Source organism: Kocuria sp. KH4, assembly GCF_053711175.1.
Genome location: NZ_JBSJYX010000029.1, coordinates 1 through 13,352, shown reverse-complemented (window position 1 = coordinate 13,352; position 13,352 = coordinate 1). Strand labels below are relative to the sequence as shown.

Sequence of the window (13,352 nt, the reverse complement as noted above, 5' to 3'; positions counted from 1 at the left end):
GCGGCCGGGTCCGGCGGCCCGCGCCCACCGGTGCGTGCGCCGCTGCCGGTCCTCCGGCGCCGCCCGGCGGCAGGGCGCTCAGGGCTGCGGCGCGGCGGTCCCGGCCTCCTCGCCGCGCGCCCGGGCAGGCGCTCCGCACCAGGTGGTGAGCGCCTCCTCGAGCCCGGACCGGGTCCCCTCCCCCACCCAGGCCACATGGCCGTCCGGCCGGATCAGCACGGCCGTGGGCGCCGGGACGGCGCCGAGCGCCGGGAGTTCCCAGGGGCCGGCGCACTCGGCGCGCACCCGTCGGACGCGGTCCGCCCAGGGGCGGAGGTCGACGCCGTCCGGCTCGTGCTCGGCGAGCTCGAGCAGCACGGGCCGGGCCTCGTGCAGCAGGGCGTACACCCGCGGGGTGCCGTCCGCCGCGCGGAGGTCGAGGTCCGGCATGCGCCGTCCCAGCAGCGGGTGTCCCGGCCCCAGATCGTAGTGGACGTCCAGTCCGGACATCGTCGCGGCGAACCGGCGGCGCGGTTCCTCCATGCCCAGCAGCTCGGCGACGGTCTCGCCCACGGCCCGGATGCGCTCGTCGGGCCGCCGGAGCGCGACCTGGGCCATCGTGTGGCGCAGCACGCGGGCGGCGACCGGGTGCCGCTCGGCGTGGTAGGTGTCCAGGAGGTCCTCCGGCGACGTCCGCCGGAGGACCTGGGCCAGCTTCCAGCCCAGGTTCACCGCGTCCTGCACACCGGTGTTGAGGCCCTGGCCGCCGTCCGGGGCGTGCACGTGGGCGGCGTCGCCGGCCAGCAGGACCCGCCCCTGCCGGTAGGACGCCGCCTGCCGGGTCGTGTCGGTGAATCTGGTCAGCCAGGTGGGACGGTGGACCCCGTAGTCGGTGCCGTACACCGCCACGAGCGCCTCGCGCAGCTCGCGCAGGGTGGGCTCGCGGCCGGACCCGACGTGACGCTCGGTCACCATGATCCCCACCTGCCCCGTCTGTGTCCGGCGGAACGCGTGCTTGCCGAGGGCGTCCTGGTGGATGCCCCACTCCGGCTCCTCGTCCGTCTCGGCCTCGGCGAGCAGGCTGCTGGTCGTGGCGTCCCAGCCCGGGAAGGCGATGCCGGCGGCCCGGCGGACCCGGCTGCGCCCGCCGTCGCACCCCACGACGTACTGCGCGCGCCACCGCCGGCCGTGGGACAGGTCGACGTCGACCCCGGCGCCGTCCTGGGCGACGCCCGTCACGTCGTGGCCGTAGTGGACCGGCACCCCCAGCTCGCCGGCCCGCTCGGCGAGGATCCGCTCGACGTGGTGCTGCCACAGGGCGAGTCCGTAGGGGTGGCGGGTGGGGAGGTCGCCGACGTCCAGGGGGACCCCGGCGTACCCCGCGACCTGGGCGGTCGTCCCCCGGGAGAGGAACCGGTCGGCGAGCCCCCGCTGGTCGAGCACCTCGATGGTGCGCGTGTGCAGCCCGCCGGCCCGCGCGCCGGCGAGCTCCTGGCCGGGCCGCCGCTCCAGGACGACGACGTCGACCTCCGCCAGCGCCAGCTCCCCCGCCAGCATCAGGCCCGTCGGCCCGGCGCCGACGATCACCACCGCGTGCTCGTTCATCCGCTCCCCCTCGGTCCGCCGGTGCCGGGTCCTGCCCGGCCCCGGTCCGTGATTCTGCGCCGCTCCGGGGGGCTTGCGGCAAGCCCCCCGGCGCGGCGTACCGTGGAGGGGAGGGAGGCCCTGCGACTCCGGGCCGTGACCCCGCCCCGCCCAGCGCGCCCCCGGCACCTGTCCCGGCACGTGCCGCCGCCCGTGTCGCGGCCGCGGCTGTTCCCGTCGCCGGGTCCTGCGGGCGAACCAGTCCGGGCGCACGGCCTCGCGGGCCTGCCCGGCGCCGGTCACGGGCTCCGGAGCGCCCCTCCGGCGGAGAGCCACTGCTCGAAGGTCTGCTCGCCGTGCTGGGCCCCGGGGCGGGGCAGCAGGGTGCCGTCGCGCAGCGCGCGGCCGAACCCGCCGGGGACCGGCAGCTCGAGGACCCGGCCGCGGAGGCCGTGGGCGGCGGCCCACCGCCGGCTCAGCTCGGCCATCCGCTCCTTGCGCGGACCGGCGAGGTCCGGCACCCGGCCGGACGGACCGGCCTCGGCGAGCGCCACCAGCCGGGCGGCGACCTCCCGGGCGGCGACCGGCTGCGACCGCATGGCCGGCACGAGCGCGACCGGGCCCAGCCGCATCCGTCCGTGGACCTGCCCGGCGAACTCGTGGAACTGGGTGGCCCGCAGCAGGGTCCAGGGCACCTCGGCGGCCTGCACCAGGCGCTCCTGCGCCGCCTTGCCCGCGTAGTAGCCGTACGGGGCGTCGTCGAGGCCCACGATCGACAGGACCAGGTGGTGGCCCACGCCGGCCGCCCGTTCGGCCGCGAGGAGGTGCCGGGTCACCGCGGTGAAGAACCGGGTCGAGCGGCGCCCGCTGGTGGTGGCGATCGAGGTGACGTCGACGACGGCCTGCACCCCGGTCAGGTCCAGGCCCGCCCCGGTGGTCAGGTCCACCCCCTGCGACCTGGCCAGCACCACGACCTCGTGCCCGCGCCCGCGGGCGGTCTCCACCACGTGACGGCCCACGACCCCGGTGCCCCCGGCGACGGCGATCCTCATGACGCTGCTCCTCGTCCTCGTCCTCGTCCTCGTCGACATCCTTGTCCGAGCCCGTGGTGCCCGCGGCATGCGACGGAACATGTCGCGCCGGGATGTCGAGATCCGGCGCGCGGCTCCGTCCCGGGGGTGAGCACGGCCACAATGGGCCGTACTGCACCGAGGAGATCACGATGGCCAAGTACCTGCTGCTCAAGCACTACCGGGGCGCCCCGGCGCCGGTCAACGACGTGCCGATGGACCGGTGGACGCCGGAGGAGATCTCGGCGCACGTGCAGTACATGCACGACTTCGCCGCACGGCTGGAGCGCACCGGTGAGTTCGTGGACGCGCAGGCGCTGTCCCCCGAGGGCACGTTCGTCCGCTCCGCCGGCGAGGGGCGGCCGCCGGTCACCGACGGGCCGTTCGCGGAGACCAAGGACCTGATCGCCGGGTGGATGGTGATCGACGTCGAGAGCTGGGAACGGGCGGTGGAGCTGGCCGGTGAGCTGTCCGCGGCCCCGGGGGCGGGCGGGCAGCCGATCCACGAGTGGCTCGAGGTGCGCCCGTTCCTGGCCGCACCCCCGACCGTCACGGAGTGACGCACGGTGGACGAGGACCTGCTGCGGGCCCTCACCCCCACCGTGACGGGCGTCCTCGCCCGCCGCGAGGCCGACTTCGCGGCGGCCGAGGACGCCGTGCAGGACGCCCTGGTCGACGCGGTGCGCACGTGGCCGCACGATCCGCCGCGGGACCCGCCGGGCTGGCTGGCCACCGTGGCGTGGCGCAGGTTCCTCGACGCCGCCCGCGCCGGCACCGGGGCGGGAGGAGCCCCCAGCACCTGCAACCGGTCCGCCCCGTCAGGACCGCAGCGCCCACCGCCGGCGGCGCCGAGGCGACCGCCCGGACGGACGCGGATGCGCCGGACCGCGGGACCGGGCTCCTAGGCTTCGGGACATGGACACCGCCGGATCCCCCGCTCCCGCACCTCCTCCGCCGTCCCGGCTGCCGCGAGGGCTGGTGCTCCTGGCGGGCCTGGGCGTGCTCATGGGCCTGGGCGGAGCGCTGCTGGTGCTGCTGCATCCCCCGGAGGCCTCGTTCGGCTGGTTCGCGTACACCCCACTCACCGACGAGACGTTTCCCGCCGGGTCCTGGGTGAGCCCGGAGGCGGCGGCCGGGTGGACCGGTGTCGCCGCCGGCCTCGCCGTCCTGGCCTTCTGCGCCGGCTGGCTCGCGGGCCGGCGGCGGCACGCCCCGCACCGCTGACCGGCGTGCCCGTCAGGGCGCGGGCAGCGGGACCACGGTGCGGTACTTGCCGCCGGGGCCCTGCTGCGGGGCCTCCGCCGCGCGCTCCACGGTGACGTGGGCCAGGCCCAGATCGCCGAGCAGGCCGGCGATCCCGCTCAGCACGGCCGTCCACACCCGCTCCGGCTCCGCCTCCGGGGCGGGGCGCAGCCGCACCCGCAGACCGGTGGGGCCGGTCTGGACGACCTGGAACAGCTCCACCCCGGGGACGCGGCCGACGACGGTGCCCAGCGCCGCTGCAGGAACTCCCGTCCGGCCCCGGCCGTCGGCGGTGGGAAGGTCGAGCACGTCCGCGGTCCTGCCCTGCACGCGCAGGGCCGGGGCCGGGTGGCCGCAGGCGCACGGGCCCGGCCGGACCAGCACGCGGTCGCCCACGTCGTAGCGGATGACCGGCTGGACCCGGTTGGCCAGGTTCGTCATGAGCACCGTGTGCGAGACCGTCCCCGGCGGGACGGGGCGGTGCTCGGCGTCCACCGGCTCGAGGATCAGCCAGTCCTCGATCAGGTGCAGCCAGCCCTCCGCGCAGCCGGCGGCGGCGTATCCGCACTCGGTGCAGCCGTAGACCTCCCGCACGGGCGCGGCGAAGGCCTGCTCGGCCCGGATGCGCTCCCCCGCGGGCAGGCCCTCGGCGGTGCTGAGCACGAGCACCGGGCGCAGGTGCAGCCGTCCGGCCTGCTGCTCGGAGGCCAGCAGGCGCAGCACGCCGGCGTAGGCCCCGAGCAGCGGCGGGTCGAGGGCGTCGAGCTCGGCGACCAGCTCGGGCGGCGGCGCCGGGGCCTCTCCCGCTGCTCGCGGGTGCCGGCGGCCACGGACAGGAAGTGCCCGCCCGTGGCCACGACGCCCGCGAACCGGCCCCCGCGGGCCACCAGCCGCACCACCTCGCGCAGCGGCAGCCAGCCCGCGCTCAGCCGGGTCGTCAACCCCGAGGTCACCGCCCGGCACCGGTCGTCGAGCACGAAGACGCCCCGGGTGCCGGTGGTGCCGGCGGTGGTGGCCACCAGGTACCTCCCGACGAACCGCGCCCCGATCCGGGCCGGATCCGCCACGAACTCCTCGACCGCCGCGCGCGTGACCACCGGGTCCGTGACCACCTCGTCGAAGGAGGCCATCAGCGCCTTCTTGTCCGTCACCGGCAGCACGGTGACGTCCTCGATCCGCTCGGGCAGCCCGTGGTAGAGCCGCCGGTAGTACGGGGAGTTCGTCCGCGCGAAGGCCACCAGCTCCACCAGCCGCTCCTGCTGCCGCCTCCGGATCGCCTCCGGGCCCTTCCGGTGGGTCCGGCGCGCGTCCCACCACACCCGGACCGCGCCGCCCCGGGCGCCGGTGACGTGCTCCCCCCGTGCCCCCATGCAACGACTCTAGGAACCCCGCGCCCGGGGCGACAGCGTCTCCGCGCAGGTGACGCCGCCGGCCCTCGTCCCGGCCGGGGCCGCCCTGCGGGCGGCGTGGGCGGGCTCCCCGCGCGCCGTCCCCCGGCCCGCGGTCCGCCGCCCCGCGCGCAGCGCCGGCGTCAGCGCTGCCGGGCGAGGCCGAGGTCGTCGAGGACGCGTGCGAGGCGGGCCCGCTGGTCGTCGTCGAGTCCTCGCAGGGGCAGCGGCAGGCACGCCCCGGGCGCCAGTCCCTCCTGCTCGGCGATCGCGGCCACGACCCGCAGGCTCCCGTGCTCGGCGACCAGCCGCCACAGCGGTGCCAGCCGCGCGGACTCGGCCGCGGCCTCGGCGCCCCGCCCCTCCCGGACGGCCCGGGTGATCCTCAGCGCCGGGGCGGGCAGCGTGCCGGCGAGGACCGAGTACCAGGCGTCGCAGCCGGCGACCAGGCCGGTGGCCGCGGTGGCGTCCCCGGAGACCCCGATGCGCACATGCTCCGGGAGCACCGCCCGGATCGCGGCCACCCGTGCCCGGGCGGCCTGCGGGTCGGCGGGCACCCCGGGGATCTTGACCGAGGCGATCCGGGGCAGCTCCGCGATGCGCCCGTAGAGCTCGGTGCTGAACGTGACCCGGGTGGTGCCCGGGTTGTCGTAGACGATCACCGGGACCGAGGAGTGGGCGGTGACGGTGTCGAAGAGCTCGACCACGTCGTCGTCGGTCAGGGGCTGGTAGCTCATCGGCGCCAGCAGCACCGCGGAGGCCCCGGCCTGCTGGGCGTGCTCGAGGTGGGTGAGGACCTGCGAGGTGCGCAGCGCCCCGATGCCGACGAACACCGGGATGTCCCCGGCGTGCTCGACCGCCAGCCGGGCGACCCGGCGCCGCTCCTCGGCGCTCAGGTAGGCGTAGGAGCCGGTGGAGCCCAGGGCGGTGATGGAGTCGACCTGCGCCGCCGCCAGCTGCTGCACCAGGCCGGTGAAGGCGGTCTCGTCCACGGTGTCGTCCGCCAGGGGGGTGAGGGGGAAGGCGCTCAATCCGGTGAACATCGTGCACGCTCCTGTGCTGGTCGGTGTGCTGGGTGTCGCGGTGGGTCCCGTGCCGGCCGGTGCGCGGGAACCGTGCGGGCGCGGCACCGGCGAGGGGGTGGGTGCGCCCTAGCCGATGGGGTCGAGGGCGGGCCGGTCGGCGGTGGGCTCGGCGAGCCGCGGGCGGCGCCGGCCACCGCGCTGGGCGGCCGCGCCGGCGAGGACGACGAGCAGGATGCCGGCGGTCTGGACGCCGGAGGGCTGCTGGTGGAGCACGAGCAGCCCCAGGAGCACCCCGAAGGCCGGCTCCACGGCCATCAGGGTGCCGAAGGCGGTGGGCGTCATCCGGCGCAGCGCGAGCATCTCCAGGGCGAACGGCAGGACGGGGAGCAGCAGGGCGAGCCCGGCCGCGGCGGCGAGCACACCGGGGGTGATGTGCCCGGCGGCCTGCGGGACACCGATGACCGCTGCCGTCACCGCGGCGACGGGCACGGTCATCGACAGTGCGTCGATGCCGTCGAAGCGGTCACCGATCCGCTGGGTGAGCAGGATGTAGCATCCCCACCCGACGGCGGCCAGCCCGGCGAACCCGATGCCGGCGAGGTCGATCCGGCCGTGCCAGGGCTCGGTCAGCAGCACCACCCCGGCCAGCGCCAGGGCGGGCCAGGTGAGCGCCCGGAGGCTGTGGGAGCGCACGGCGGCCACGGTCAGCGGGCCGAGGAACTCGATCGCCACGGCGGTGCCCAGCGGGATGCGCTCGATCGCGGCGAGGAAGCCGGTGGTCATCACCCCGGTGGTGATGCCCAGGCCCAGCAGCGCCGGCACGTCGTGCCGGCGCACGGACCGCAGCGGCGGACGGGCCAGGATCAGGAAGATCAGCGCTCCCGCGCTGAGCCGCAGCCAGGCGGTCCCGGCCGGGCCGACCGTGCCGATCAGGTCCACGGACAGGGCCGAGCCCAGCTGGATCGAGAGCATCGCGGTCACGGCCAGCCCCCACGGGGGCACGGTGGTGGAGGGGACGCGCAGGGTCATGGCCGCTCCCTCCACGATCCCCGGTCACCGGTGGTGGATTCCCAGCAGTGGTGGGGCATGTCAGTCTCCTTGCCCGGACGTCGGGCCGGCGGTGAGCAGGCGGTGGGTGATGCGCACCTCGGGGCCGAGCCGGGCCAGGCGGGTGGCCAGGTCCTCGAGCGCGGCGTGCAGGGCCTCGTCGGTCAGGGGCGCGAGCGCGTCGAGGACGAACAGGGCGGTGGTGGTGTCCTCGGTCAGGCCGGTGCGGCGTCCCTGGCGCCAGTTCCAGCGCCGGCAGGTCACCCCGGCGTCGTCGCACCACACCACCTCGCCGGGCTCGGGGTGCTCGGTCACCGGCTCCCCGGCGGCGGTCGTGTCGAAGGCTTCGGCACCGGTGGCGCGGGCCAGGCGCGGGGCGCCGCGGTAGCGCGACAGGTCCTCCCCGCCGAGCGGGATCTGGTGCAGCACCGAGACCGCGTTGTAGAGGTCCGTGAGCCGGTTGACCCGCGGCAGTCCGGCCGAGGCCCGGCGCAGCAGGGCCTCCAGGCTGTTGCGGGTGCGCTGCGGCTTCGCCCCGAACGCCCGGTAGGCCTCCCGCCACGCGGCCACGTGCGGCAGCTGCTCCACCGGCCGGTCGCCCAGCGCCCGGCGGGCGGCGGCCTCGGCCTCCTGCAGCAGCGTCTCACCGGCCTCGTCGCTCGGACCCGGCACGAGCCCGTCGACGGCCAGCAGCGCGGCGCGGTAGTCCAGTCGCAGCGCGAACACCTCGTCCTCGACCCGGGCCTCGTCGAGCAGCCGGTCCAGCGTGCTCAGGTCAGTCATGGGAACCCTCCTGGTGGTGTGCCGAGCCCACGCCCGGTTCGAAGACGGTCAGGGAGAAGTGCGCCGGCTCGGCGCCGGAATTGGCGTAGGCGTGGGCCACGTCGCCGGGAAAGGCGAGCGCGTCACCGGCGTCGAGGGTTTCGCACCGGTCGGCGACCTCGACGGTGAGCGTGCCCTGCTGGACCTGCAGGAGCTCCCTGGTGCCCGGGGCGTGGGCCTCGCTGGCGTGCCGGTCGCCGGGACCCAGGGTCCAGTCCCACAGCTCCACCACGTCCGGGGGCGCGGTGCCGGCCACCAGGACCCCCCGCCCGCCGGAGTCCCCGGTCCACAGGACCGCGCCGTCCCCGTGCCGGGTGACCTTGACGGGCCTGGGCTGCGGCGGCTCGACCAGCGCCGGCAGCCCGATGCCCAGGGCGTCGCTGATCCGCAGCAGGGTGCCCACGCTGGGGTTGGCCGCGCCCTGCTCCACGTTGACCACCATCCGGCGGCTGACCCCGGCGGCCTCGGCCAGCTGGTCCAGGGTCCAGTGCCGGTGCTGCCGCTCCTGTCTCACGCGGGTGCCAATGGCCGTCGCCAAGCTTGTCGTGCTGTCATCCATGAGTGCATCATAGTGCACTGACAGTGCATTCTATAAACCGGCGTCGCCGATCGGGCACTGTCCCGGCCCGTCCGCTCTGCTATAGCTGGAACCCCGGGGCGAGATGCGGCCCGGGCTCCAGGACGAGCAGAGGCAGGTGCGTCATCACCGTCACCATCCCCCCGGCCGGCGGCGTCAGCCCGGACCCGCGGGCGACGCCCGTCCCGGCGGCCCACCCGCGCCCGCGATGAGTCCGCCGGACACCCACGGGGACCGGCGCCGCCCCCTCCGGGTCGCGCTGAGCCTGCTGCTGCTGGGTTCCCTCGGGGGCGCCCTGGTGCTCCTCGGGCCGAGCCTGCTCGGCGGTCCGCGCGTAGGCGAGGGCTGGCCGCGCTGGGGCCCCGAGTGCACGGTCGAGACCGCCGACGGGCCGGTGGAGCTCACCCGCGAGGAGGCCCAGCGGGCCACCACGGCGGTGGCGCTCGCCGCCCGCGGACAGGCGGCGGACACCGCCGGGCTCGACCGGGCGGTGCTGCAGCGGCTCTCCGAGGGGCCGCCCGGGGACGCCGGGGCGAGCCTGGCCTGCCGGGGGTCGGCCGCCGGTGACCTGCCGGAGCAGCAGCTGACCGGGACCGGGCTGACCCCGCGCGCCGAGCGGATGCGCGCGGCGATGACGGAGGTGTTCGGTGAGCAGAGCCTGGGCGGGTTCGCCCCGGGCGGCGTCGGCCAGGGGCACGGCGAGGAGTCGACGCACTACGACGGCCGCGCCGTCGACGTGTTCTTCCGCCCCGTGACCGAGCAGAACCGGCGGCAGGGGTGGGTGCTGGCCCACTGGCTGGTCGCCCACGCCGAGGACCTGGACGTGCAGTACGTCATCTTCGACGACCGGTTCTGGAGCGCCCACAGCGGCCGCGGGCGGTGGCAGGACTACGACGCACCCGAGCCCGCCGACGAGATCCTGCGCCACCTCGACCACGTGCACGTGGACGTGCTGCGCGGCGGCGCCGGCTGAGGATCCTCCGCCGCGGACGGCCGGCCCCGGGGCGTCGTGGGCCGCGGCCGGGCGTGCAGGTCGGGGCCGCCGGTGAGAGGCTGGAGCGCATGACGACGACCCACCGCTACGACGTGGAGATCCTGCACCTGCTCGTCTCCCCCGGCCACGCCTACTTCGGCCGGGCCCGGGACGGCGCCGCGGACGTGCCGACGACGGACGCGGACCGCGCCGAGCTGGTGGCCGGCAAGGGCATCGTCGGCGACCGGTTCTTCGGCAAGGCCGCGCACATGGACGCGGCCGTCACCCTGCTCGCCGTCGAGGCCCTCGAGGCCATCGCCGCCGACCTCGGCGTCGAGCCCTTCGACCCCCTGCTCGCGCGGCGCAACGTGGTCCTGCGCGGCGCCGAGCTGGCCCCGCTGCTGGGCCGGGAGTTCGCCCTGGAGTCGCACGGCGAGCTCGTGCGGCTGCGGGCCGGGCGGCCCGCTCACCCCTGCGCGTGGATGGACCGGATGCTCGCCCCCGGGGCGCACGCCGCGATGCGCGGGCGGGGAGGCCTGCGCTGCCGGCCGCTCACGGACGGGGTCCTGCACCGGGGGGCGGCCGTGCTGCACAGTCCCGTGCCCCTGGCCCCGGAGCGGGCCGGGGCCGCGGTCCGGCTGCGCCCGTCCCGGCTGCCCTGACCGCGGCCCCCTCGAGGCCCCGGTCGTGCGGGACGCGGCGCGCTCCCGCCGCGGCGCCGGCCGCGAGCGCTCGTTCCCGGCCCCTCGCGGGGCGGGGGCCCGGCCGGCTCACCGGTCGCGGAGCGCGGGCGAGGTGCTGCCGGCGCCCGGCGCCGGATCGCGTCCGGGCGCGCCGCGCCGGCGCGGGAGTCCCTGCACGACGAGGTAGCCGCCGGCCGCGATGAGCGCCAGCGGCCACAGGGAGGACACCACGGACAGCAGCGCGGTGGCCTCCAGCGCGATCAGCGCCGCGAGGACGGCCAGGGCCGCGGCGGGGAGCCACGCCCACCGGGTGCGGGCCGCGCCCGTGGGCAGCACGGCCACGAGCGCGAACGTCGCGGCCAGCCCCACCAGGAACAGCACCCCGCCGGCCTGCTCCTGCCGGGCGGCGGCGGTGAGCAGGGCCTGCAGCGCCAGGGTGATCAGCACACCGGCCGGGACGACGGCCCACCACCGGTCGTGGTGGCGCAGGTAGACCGCGATGAACCCGGCGCCGCCGCCGCCGAGGAACAGGACTCCACCCCACTGCTGGCTGCCGGGCACGCCGGCCGCGTCGAACAGCACGAGCACGCCGAGGCCGAGGAGCGTGCCTGCGGGGATCGCCGCCCACCACATCGCCCGGTCCGTGGCGTCCAGGACGCCGAACGCGATGCCGGCCACGAGGAACAGCAGCCCCCACAGCACCCCCACGGCCCCCATGAGTCCGGTCACCTCCAGGAGCAGCAGCACTCCTGCGGCGAGCAGCAGGGTCCCCAGCACGATCGTCGCGGTCCTCCGTGGCACGGCCACCACCCCCGGGACCCAGGGTAGGCCGCCGGCACGGGGGCCCGCCCCGCCGGTGGCGTCACGATCCGGACATGTCCGCCCCGGCTCTTACCGCACCGGCGCCGGGTGCCTACGGTGGAAATGCCCACGTGCAGCGCACGGCCCCGGGGATCCGGGCGCCGGCACCCGGGGCGCCGGAGCACCGACCAGGGGGCCGGTGCCGGTCGGTTCACGATGAGGAGTCTGGTCATGGCTGGATTGATGCGCAGGGAGGCCTTCGACGTGCTCGAGCCCCTCCGTCGTCTGATGGAGGGCGACCTGGAGAGCACGTGGCCGCGCGTGGAGGAGTTCCAGGACGGCAGCACCATGGTGATCCGGGCCGAGCTGCCCGGGATCGACCCGGACAAGGACGTCGAGCTCACGGTCGTCAACGACACCCTGCACCTGCGGGCCACCCGGCAGGAGAGGACCGAGCACAAGGACAAGGGCAGCTACCGCTCCGAGTTCCACTACGGCTCCTTCTCCCGCGCCCTGCCCCTGCCCAAGGGCTGCCGCGAGGAGGACATCACCGCCGCCTACACCGACGGGGTGCTCGAGGTCCGGGCCCCGATGCGCGAGCCCGGGGAGCAGACCAGCAGGAAGATCCCGGTGACCCGCCGGGAGTCCGGATCCGTCTAGGGCCACCGCACGCGGCGGCGGATCCGCCGGGGTGCGGTCCGCCGCCCGACCACGATCCGCCGCACCGCCCCGGGCCCGGCACGCCGGGGTCGGGATGATCCACCGGCACGACCCCGGCACCGCCGGACCCGCACCGAAGGAGCGTCATGAGCGACACCCCGATCGAGACCCCCACCGGCGAGCGCATCATCGTGGGCGTCGACGGTTCCGACCACTCCAAGGAGGCGCTGCGGGAGGCCGCCCGGCTGGCGCAGGCCCTCGACGCCCCCGTGGAGGTGATCGCGTGCTGGCAAGACCCGGCCATGTACGCCACGTCCTACGGATACGTCCCCGAGCTCGATCCCGAGACGTTCCAGGCCGACGCCCGGCACATGCTTCAGGAGACGCTCCGGGAGGTGTTCGGGGAGACCCGCCCCGCCCGGCTGAGCACCCGGCTGCTGCGCGGGCGAGCGGCCGAGCTGCTCGTCGAGGAGAGCAGGACCGCCCGGATGCTGGTGGTCGGGCCCCGCGGCGTCGGCGGGGTCCTCGGCATGATCCTCGGCTCGGTCAGCTCCGCACTGGTCTCCCACGCGCACTGCCCGGTCCTGGTCGTACGCCGGTAGGCCACGGGCCCGCACCCGGCGGTCGGGCCGGTGGGGCCTCCCGGTCGCGCTCGGCCCCCGGGCCCCGGGGTGGCCTGTTCGTGGCGGACCTGGTCCTGGCCGGGTGGGAGCTCCGCGAGCTGGTGCGGGATCCCGGCGGCGACCTCGTCACCGCGCCCCTGCTCCCGGAGGCGGGCACACCGGCCGGCGAGGGGACCCGCCGCCGGTGGAGCGCGGCGCTGCCCGCTCTCCTGGTCCCCGTGGCCTGTCCCGTCCTGGCGGTCGTCGGCTGGATGCTGGCCCGAGGCGTTCCCCGTCGCCGCGGGCGGTCAGGCCGGCGGCCACGGGGCGGCGGGTCCGTGCTCCGGGCTCCCCCGGTGGACGCGGGCGGCCATGGTCAGCACGGTGACGAGCTGGAGCGCGATGACCGCTGAGGCCCAGCCGCCCTCGGCGACGACCAGGTGGACGGCCGCGGGAACGACCAGCAGCGGTGGAAGGGCGCGGAGCACCAGCAGCCGTCCCCGCTCGCCCGGGATCTCGGGGACGTCCTCGACGGCCGCGGACGCCCGCCCGGCGCGGGCGGGGAACCCCTCCGCGGCGACGAGGCCGAGCCGGCGGCGCCGCGCGTGGTGGAGCATGCCGGTCAGCACCGCCAGGTACATCGCGGCCACGATCCCCGAGACGAAGAGCAGCACCGGCCCCTCGTCGTCGCCCGCGCGCAGCCCAGCCACGAGCCCGAGACCCAGAGGCAGCAGCCAGAGCCCGAGGAGCAGCTTGTCGACGCCGGTCAGCACGTGGTCCTCCCCCGGTCGGACGTGCCCGAGGACCGCATCCTCGCACCCCGGGCACCGCCGTGTCTGACCCCTCATCCGGGGGCGCGGACCCGCAGGGGCCAGCAGCAGGGGCGGGCGTCCCGGACT

General features: G+C 76.7%; 17 protein-coding genes. 8 read left to right on the top strand and 9 right to left on the bottom strand.

Annotated features, from left to right (window positions below; all coding sequences use genetic code 11):
- Nucleotides 1-78: 78 nt before the first annotated feature.
- Together ACWCOM_RS16705 and ACWCOM_RS16700 are read right to left on the bottom strand one after the other, a co-directional pair.
- Nucleotides 79-1,584 (bottom strand): FAD-dependent monooxygenase, encoded by a 1,506-nt coding sequence (locus ACWCOM_RS16705; RefSeq protein WP_454549870.1) that lies wholly within the window; start codon nt 1,582-1,584, stop codon nt 79-81.
- A gap of 278 nt (nt 1,585-1,862) precedes the next feature.
- Nucleotides 1,863-2,615: an SDR family oxidoreductase gene (locus ACWCOM_RS16700; RefSeq protein WP_454549868.1), complete on the bottom strand. Its 753-nt coding sequence runs from the start codon at nt 2,613-2,615 to the stop codon at nt 1,863-1,865.
- Nucleotides 2,616-2,785: 170 nt separating this feature from the next.
- Here ACWCOM_RS16700 and ACWCOM_RS16695 point away from each other — a divergent pair, with 170 nt between their 5' ends.
- The 3 genes from ACWCOM_RS16695 to ACWCOM_RS16685 are packed head-to-tail and all read left to right on the top strand — an operon-like array spanning nt 2,786 to nt 3,857.
- Nucleotides 2,786-3,193: a YciI family protein gene (locus ACWCOM_RS16695; protein ID WP_454549867.1), complete on the top strand. Its 408-nt coding sequence runs from the start codon at nt 2,786-2,788 to the stop codon at nt 3,191-3,193.
- A gap of 6 nt (nt 3,194-3,199) precedes the next feature.
- Nucleotides 3,200-3,538, top strand: coding sequence for a sigma factor (locus tag ACWCOM_RS16690; protein ID WP_454549866.1), 339 nt, complete (start codon nt 3,200-3,202; stop codon nt 3,536-3,538).
- Between the two features lie 10 nt (nt 3,539-3,548).
- Complete coding sequence (locus ACWCOM_RS16685; RefSeq protein WP_454549865.1) at nt 3,549-3,857, top strand: hypothetical protein; 309 nt, start codon at nt 3,549-3,551, stop codon at nt 3,855-3,857.
- A 12-nt stretch (nt 3,858-3,869) separates the two neighbouring features.
- Here ACWCOM_RS16685 and ACWCOM_RS16680 read toward each other — a convergent pair whose 3' ends face one another.
- Entirely contained in the window at nt 3,870-4,598 is a 729-nt protein-coding gene (locus ACWCOM_RS16680; RefSeq protein WP_454549864.1) for a hypothetical protein, read from the bottom strand.
- A 126-nt stretch (nt 4,599-4,724) separates the two neighbouring features.
- Between ACWCOM_RS16680 and ACWCOM_RS16675 the strand changes: the two genes are divergently transcribed.
- A complete protein-coding gene (locus tag ACWCOM_RS16675; protein ID WP_454549863.1) occupies nt 4,725-5,072 on the top strand; it encodes a hypothetical protein in 348 nt (115 codons plus the stop codon).
- A 334-nt stretch (nt 5,073-5,406) separates the two neighbouring features.
- On the opposite strand, the gene ACWCOM_RS16670 is transcribed toward ACWCOM_RS16675, so the two are convergent.
- The 4 genes from ACWCOM_RS16670 to ACWCOM_RS16655 all read right to left on the bottom strand — a co-directional run bounded on the left by ACWCOM_RS16670 (nt 5,407) and on the right by ACWCOM_RS16655 (nt 8,716).
- On the bottom strand, nt 5,407-6,306 hold the full coding sequence (locus ACWCOM_RS16670; RefSeq protein WP_454549862.1) for a dihydrodipicolinate synthase family protein: 900 nt from the start codon (nt 6,304-6,306) through the stop codon (nt 5,407-5,409).
- Between the two features lie 108 nt (nt 6,307-6,414).
- Nucleotides 6,415-7,317, bottom strand: coding sequence for an EamA family transporter (locus tag ACWCOM_RS16665; protein WP_454549861.1), 903 nt, complete (start codon nt 7,315-7,317; stop codon nt 6,415-6,417).
- A gap of 60 nt (nt 7,318-7,377) precedes the next feature.
- Entirely contained in the window at nt 7,378-8,118 is a 741-nt protein-coding gene (locus tag ACWCOM_RS16660; protein WP_454549860.1) for a B3/B4 domain-containing protein, read from the bottom strand.
- The gene (locus ACWCOM_RS16655; protein WP_454549859.1) at nt 8,111-8,716 is read right to left on the bottom strand and encodes a helix-turn-helix domain-containing protein; all 606 of its coding nucleotides are present in this window, start codon (nt 8,714-8,716) and stop codon (nt 8,111-8,113) included. Before ACWCOM_RS16655 ends, ACWCOM_RS16660 begins: the two co-directional genes overlap by 8 nt.
- A gap of 226 nt (nt 8,717-8,942) precedes the next feature.
- On the opposite strand from ACWCOM_RS16655, the gene ACWCOM_RS16650 reads away from it, so the two are divergent.
- Both ACWCOM_RS16650 and ACWCOM_RS16645 read left to right on the top strand, forming a co-directional pair.
- Nucleotides 8,943-9,707, top strand: a complete 765-nt coding sequence (locus ACWCOM_RS16650) for a hypothetical protein (RefSeq protein WP_454549858.1) — start codon at nt 8,943-8,945, stop codon at nt 9,705-9,707.
- Nucleotides 9,708-9,796: 89 nt separating this feature from the next.
- Complete coding sequence (locus ACWCOM_RS16645; RefSeq protein ID WP_454549857.1) at nt 9,797-10,369, top strand: MOSC domain-containing protein; 573 nt, start codon at nt 9,797-9,799, stop codon at nt 10,367-10,369.
- A gap of 108 nt (nt 10,370-10,477) precedes the next feature.
- Here ACWCOM_RS16645 and ACWCOM_RS16640 read toward each other — a convergent pair whose 3' ends face one another.
- Nucleotides 10,478-11,191, bottom strand: coding sequence for a hypothetical protein (locus tag ACWCOM_RS16640; protein WP_454549856.1), 714 nt, complete (start codon nt 11,189-11,191; stop codon nt 10,478-10,480).
- A 231-nt stretch (nt 11,192-11,422) separates the two neighbouring features.
- On the opposite strand from ACWCOM_RS16640, the gene ACWCOM_RS16635 reads away from it, so the two are divergent.
- Nucleotides 11,423-11,851 carry an Hsp20/alpha crystallin family protein gene (locus ACWCOM_RS16635; protein WP_454549855.1) on the top strand — a complete coding sequence of 143 codons (429 nt, stop codon included), beginning with the start codon at nt 11,423-11,425 and terminating at the stop codon, nt 11,849-11,851.
- A 146-nt stretch (nt 11,852-11,997) separates the two neighbouring features.
- Nucleotides 11,998-12,453: a universal stress protein gene (locus ACWCOM_RS16630; protein ID WP_454549854.1), complete on the top strand. Its 456-nt coding sequence runs from the start codon at nt 11,998-12,000 to the stop codon at nt 12,451-12,453.
- A 308-nt stretch (nt 12,454-12,761) separates the two neighbouring features.
- On the opposite strand, the gene ACWCOM_RS16625 is transcribed toward ACWCOM_RS16630, so the two are convergent.
- Nucleotides 12,762-13,226: a hypothetical protein gene (locus tag ACWCOM_RS16625; protein ID WP_454549853.1), complete on the bottom strand. Its 465-nt coding sequence runs from the start codon at nt 13,224-13,226 to the stop codon at nt 12,762-12,764.
- Nucleotides 13,227-13,352: the final 126 nt, after the last annotated feature.

Bases quoted from the DNA above. Each gene is read 5' to 3' on its own strand.
- ACWCOM_RS16700 (WP_454549868.1), bottom strand. From the start codon at position 2,615: ATGAGGATCGCCGTCGCCGGGGGCACCGGGGTCGTGGGCCGTCACGTG.
- ACWCOM_RS16705 (WP_454549870.1), bottom strand. From the start codon at position 1,584: ATGAACGAGCACGCGGTGGTGATCGTCGGCGCCGGGCCGACGGGCCTG.
- ACWCOM_RS16635 (WP_454549855.1), top strand. From the start codon at position 11,423: ATGGCTGGATTGATGCGCAGGGAGGCCTTCGACGTGCTCGAGCCCCTC.
- ACWCOM_RS16650 (WP_454549858.1), top strand. From the start codon at position 8,943: ATGAGTCCGCCGGACACCCACGGGGACCGGCGCCGCCCCCTCCGGGTC.
- ACWCOM_RS16685 (WP_454549865.1), top strand. From the start codon at position 3,549: ATGGACACCGCCGGATCCCCCGCTCCCGCACCTCCTCCGCCGTCCCGG.
- ACWCOM_RS16695 (WP_454549867.1), top strand. From the start codon at position 2,786: ATGGCCAAGTACCTGCTGCTCAAGCACTACCGGGGCGCCCCGGCGCCG.
- ACWCOM_RS16630 (WP_454549854.1), top strand. From the start codon at position 11,998: ATGAGCGACACCCCGATCGAGACCCCCACCGGCGAGCGCATCATCGTG.
- ACWCOM_RS16670 (WP_454549862.1), bottom strand. From the start codon at position 6,306: ATGTTCACCGGATTGAGCGCCTTCCCCCTCACCCCCCTGGCGGACGAC.
- ACWCOM_RS16645 (WP_454549857.1), top strand. From the start codon at position 9,797: ATGACGACGACCCACCGCTACGACGTGGAGATCCTGCACCTGCTCGTC.
- ACWCOM_RS16655 (WP_454549859.1), bottom strand. From the start codon at position 8,716: ATGGATGACAGCACGACAAGCTTGGCGACGGCCATTGGCACCCGCGTG.
- ACWCOM_RS16660 (WP_454549860.1), bottom strand. From the start codon at position 8,118: ATGACTGACCTGAGCACGCTGGACCGGCTGCTCGACGAGGCCCGGGTC.
- ACWCOM_RS16665 (WP_454549861.1), bottom strand. From the start codon at position 7,317: ATGACCCTGCGCGTCCCCTCCACCACCGTGCCCCCGTGGGGGCTGGCC.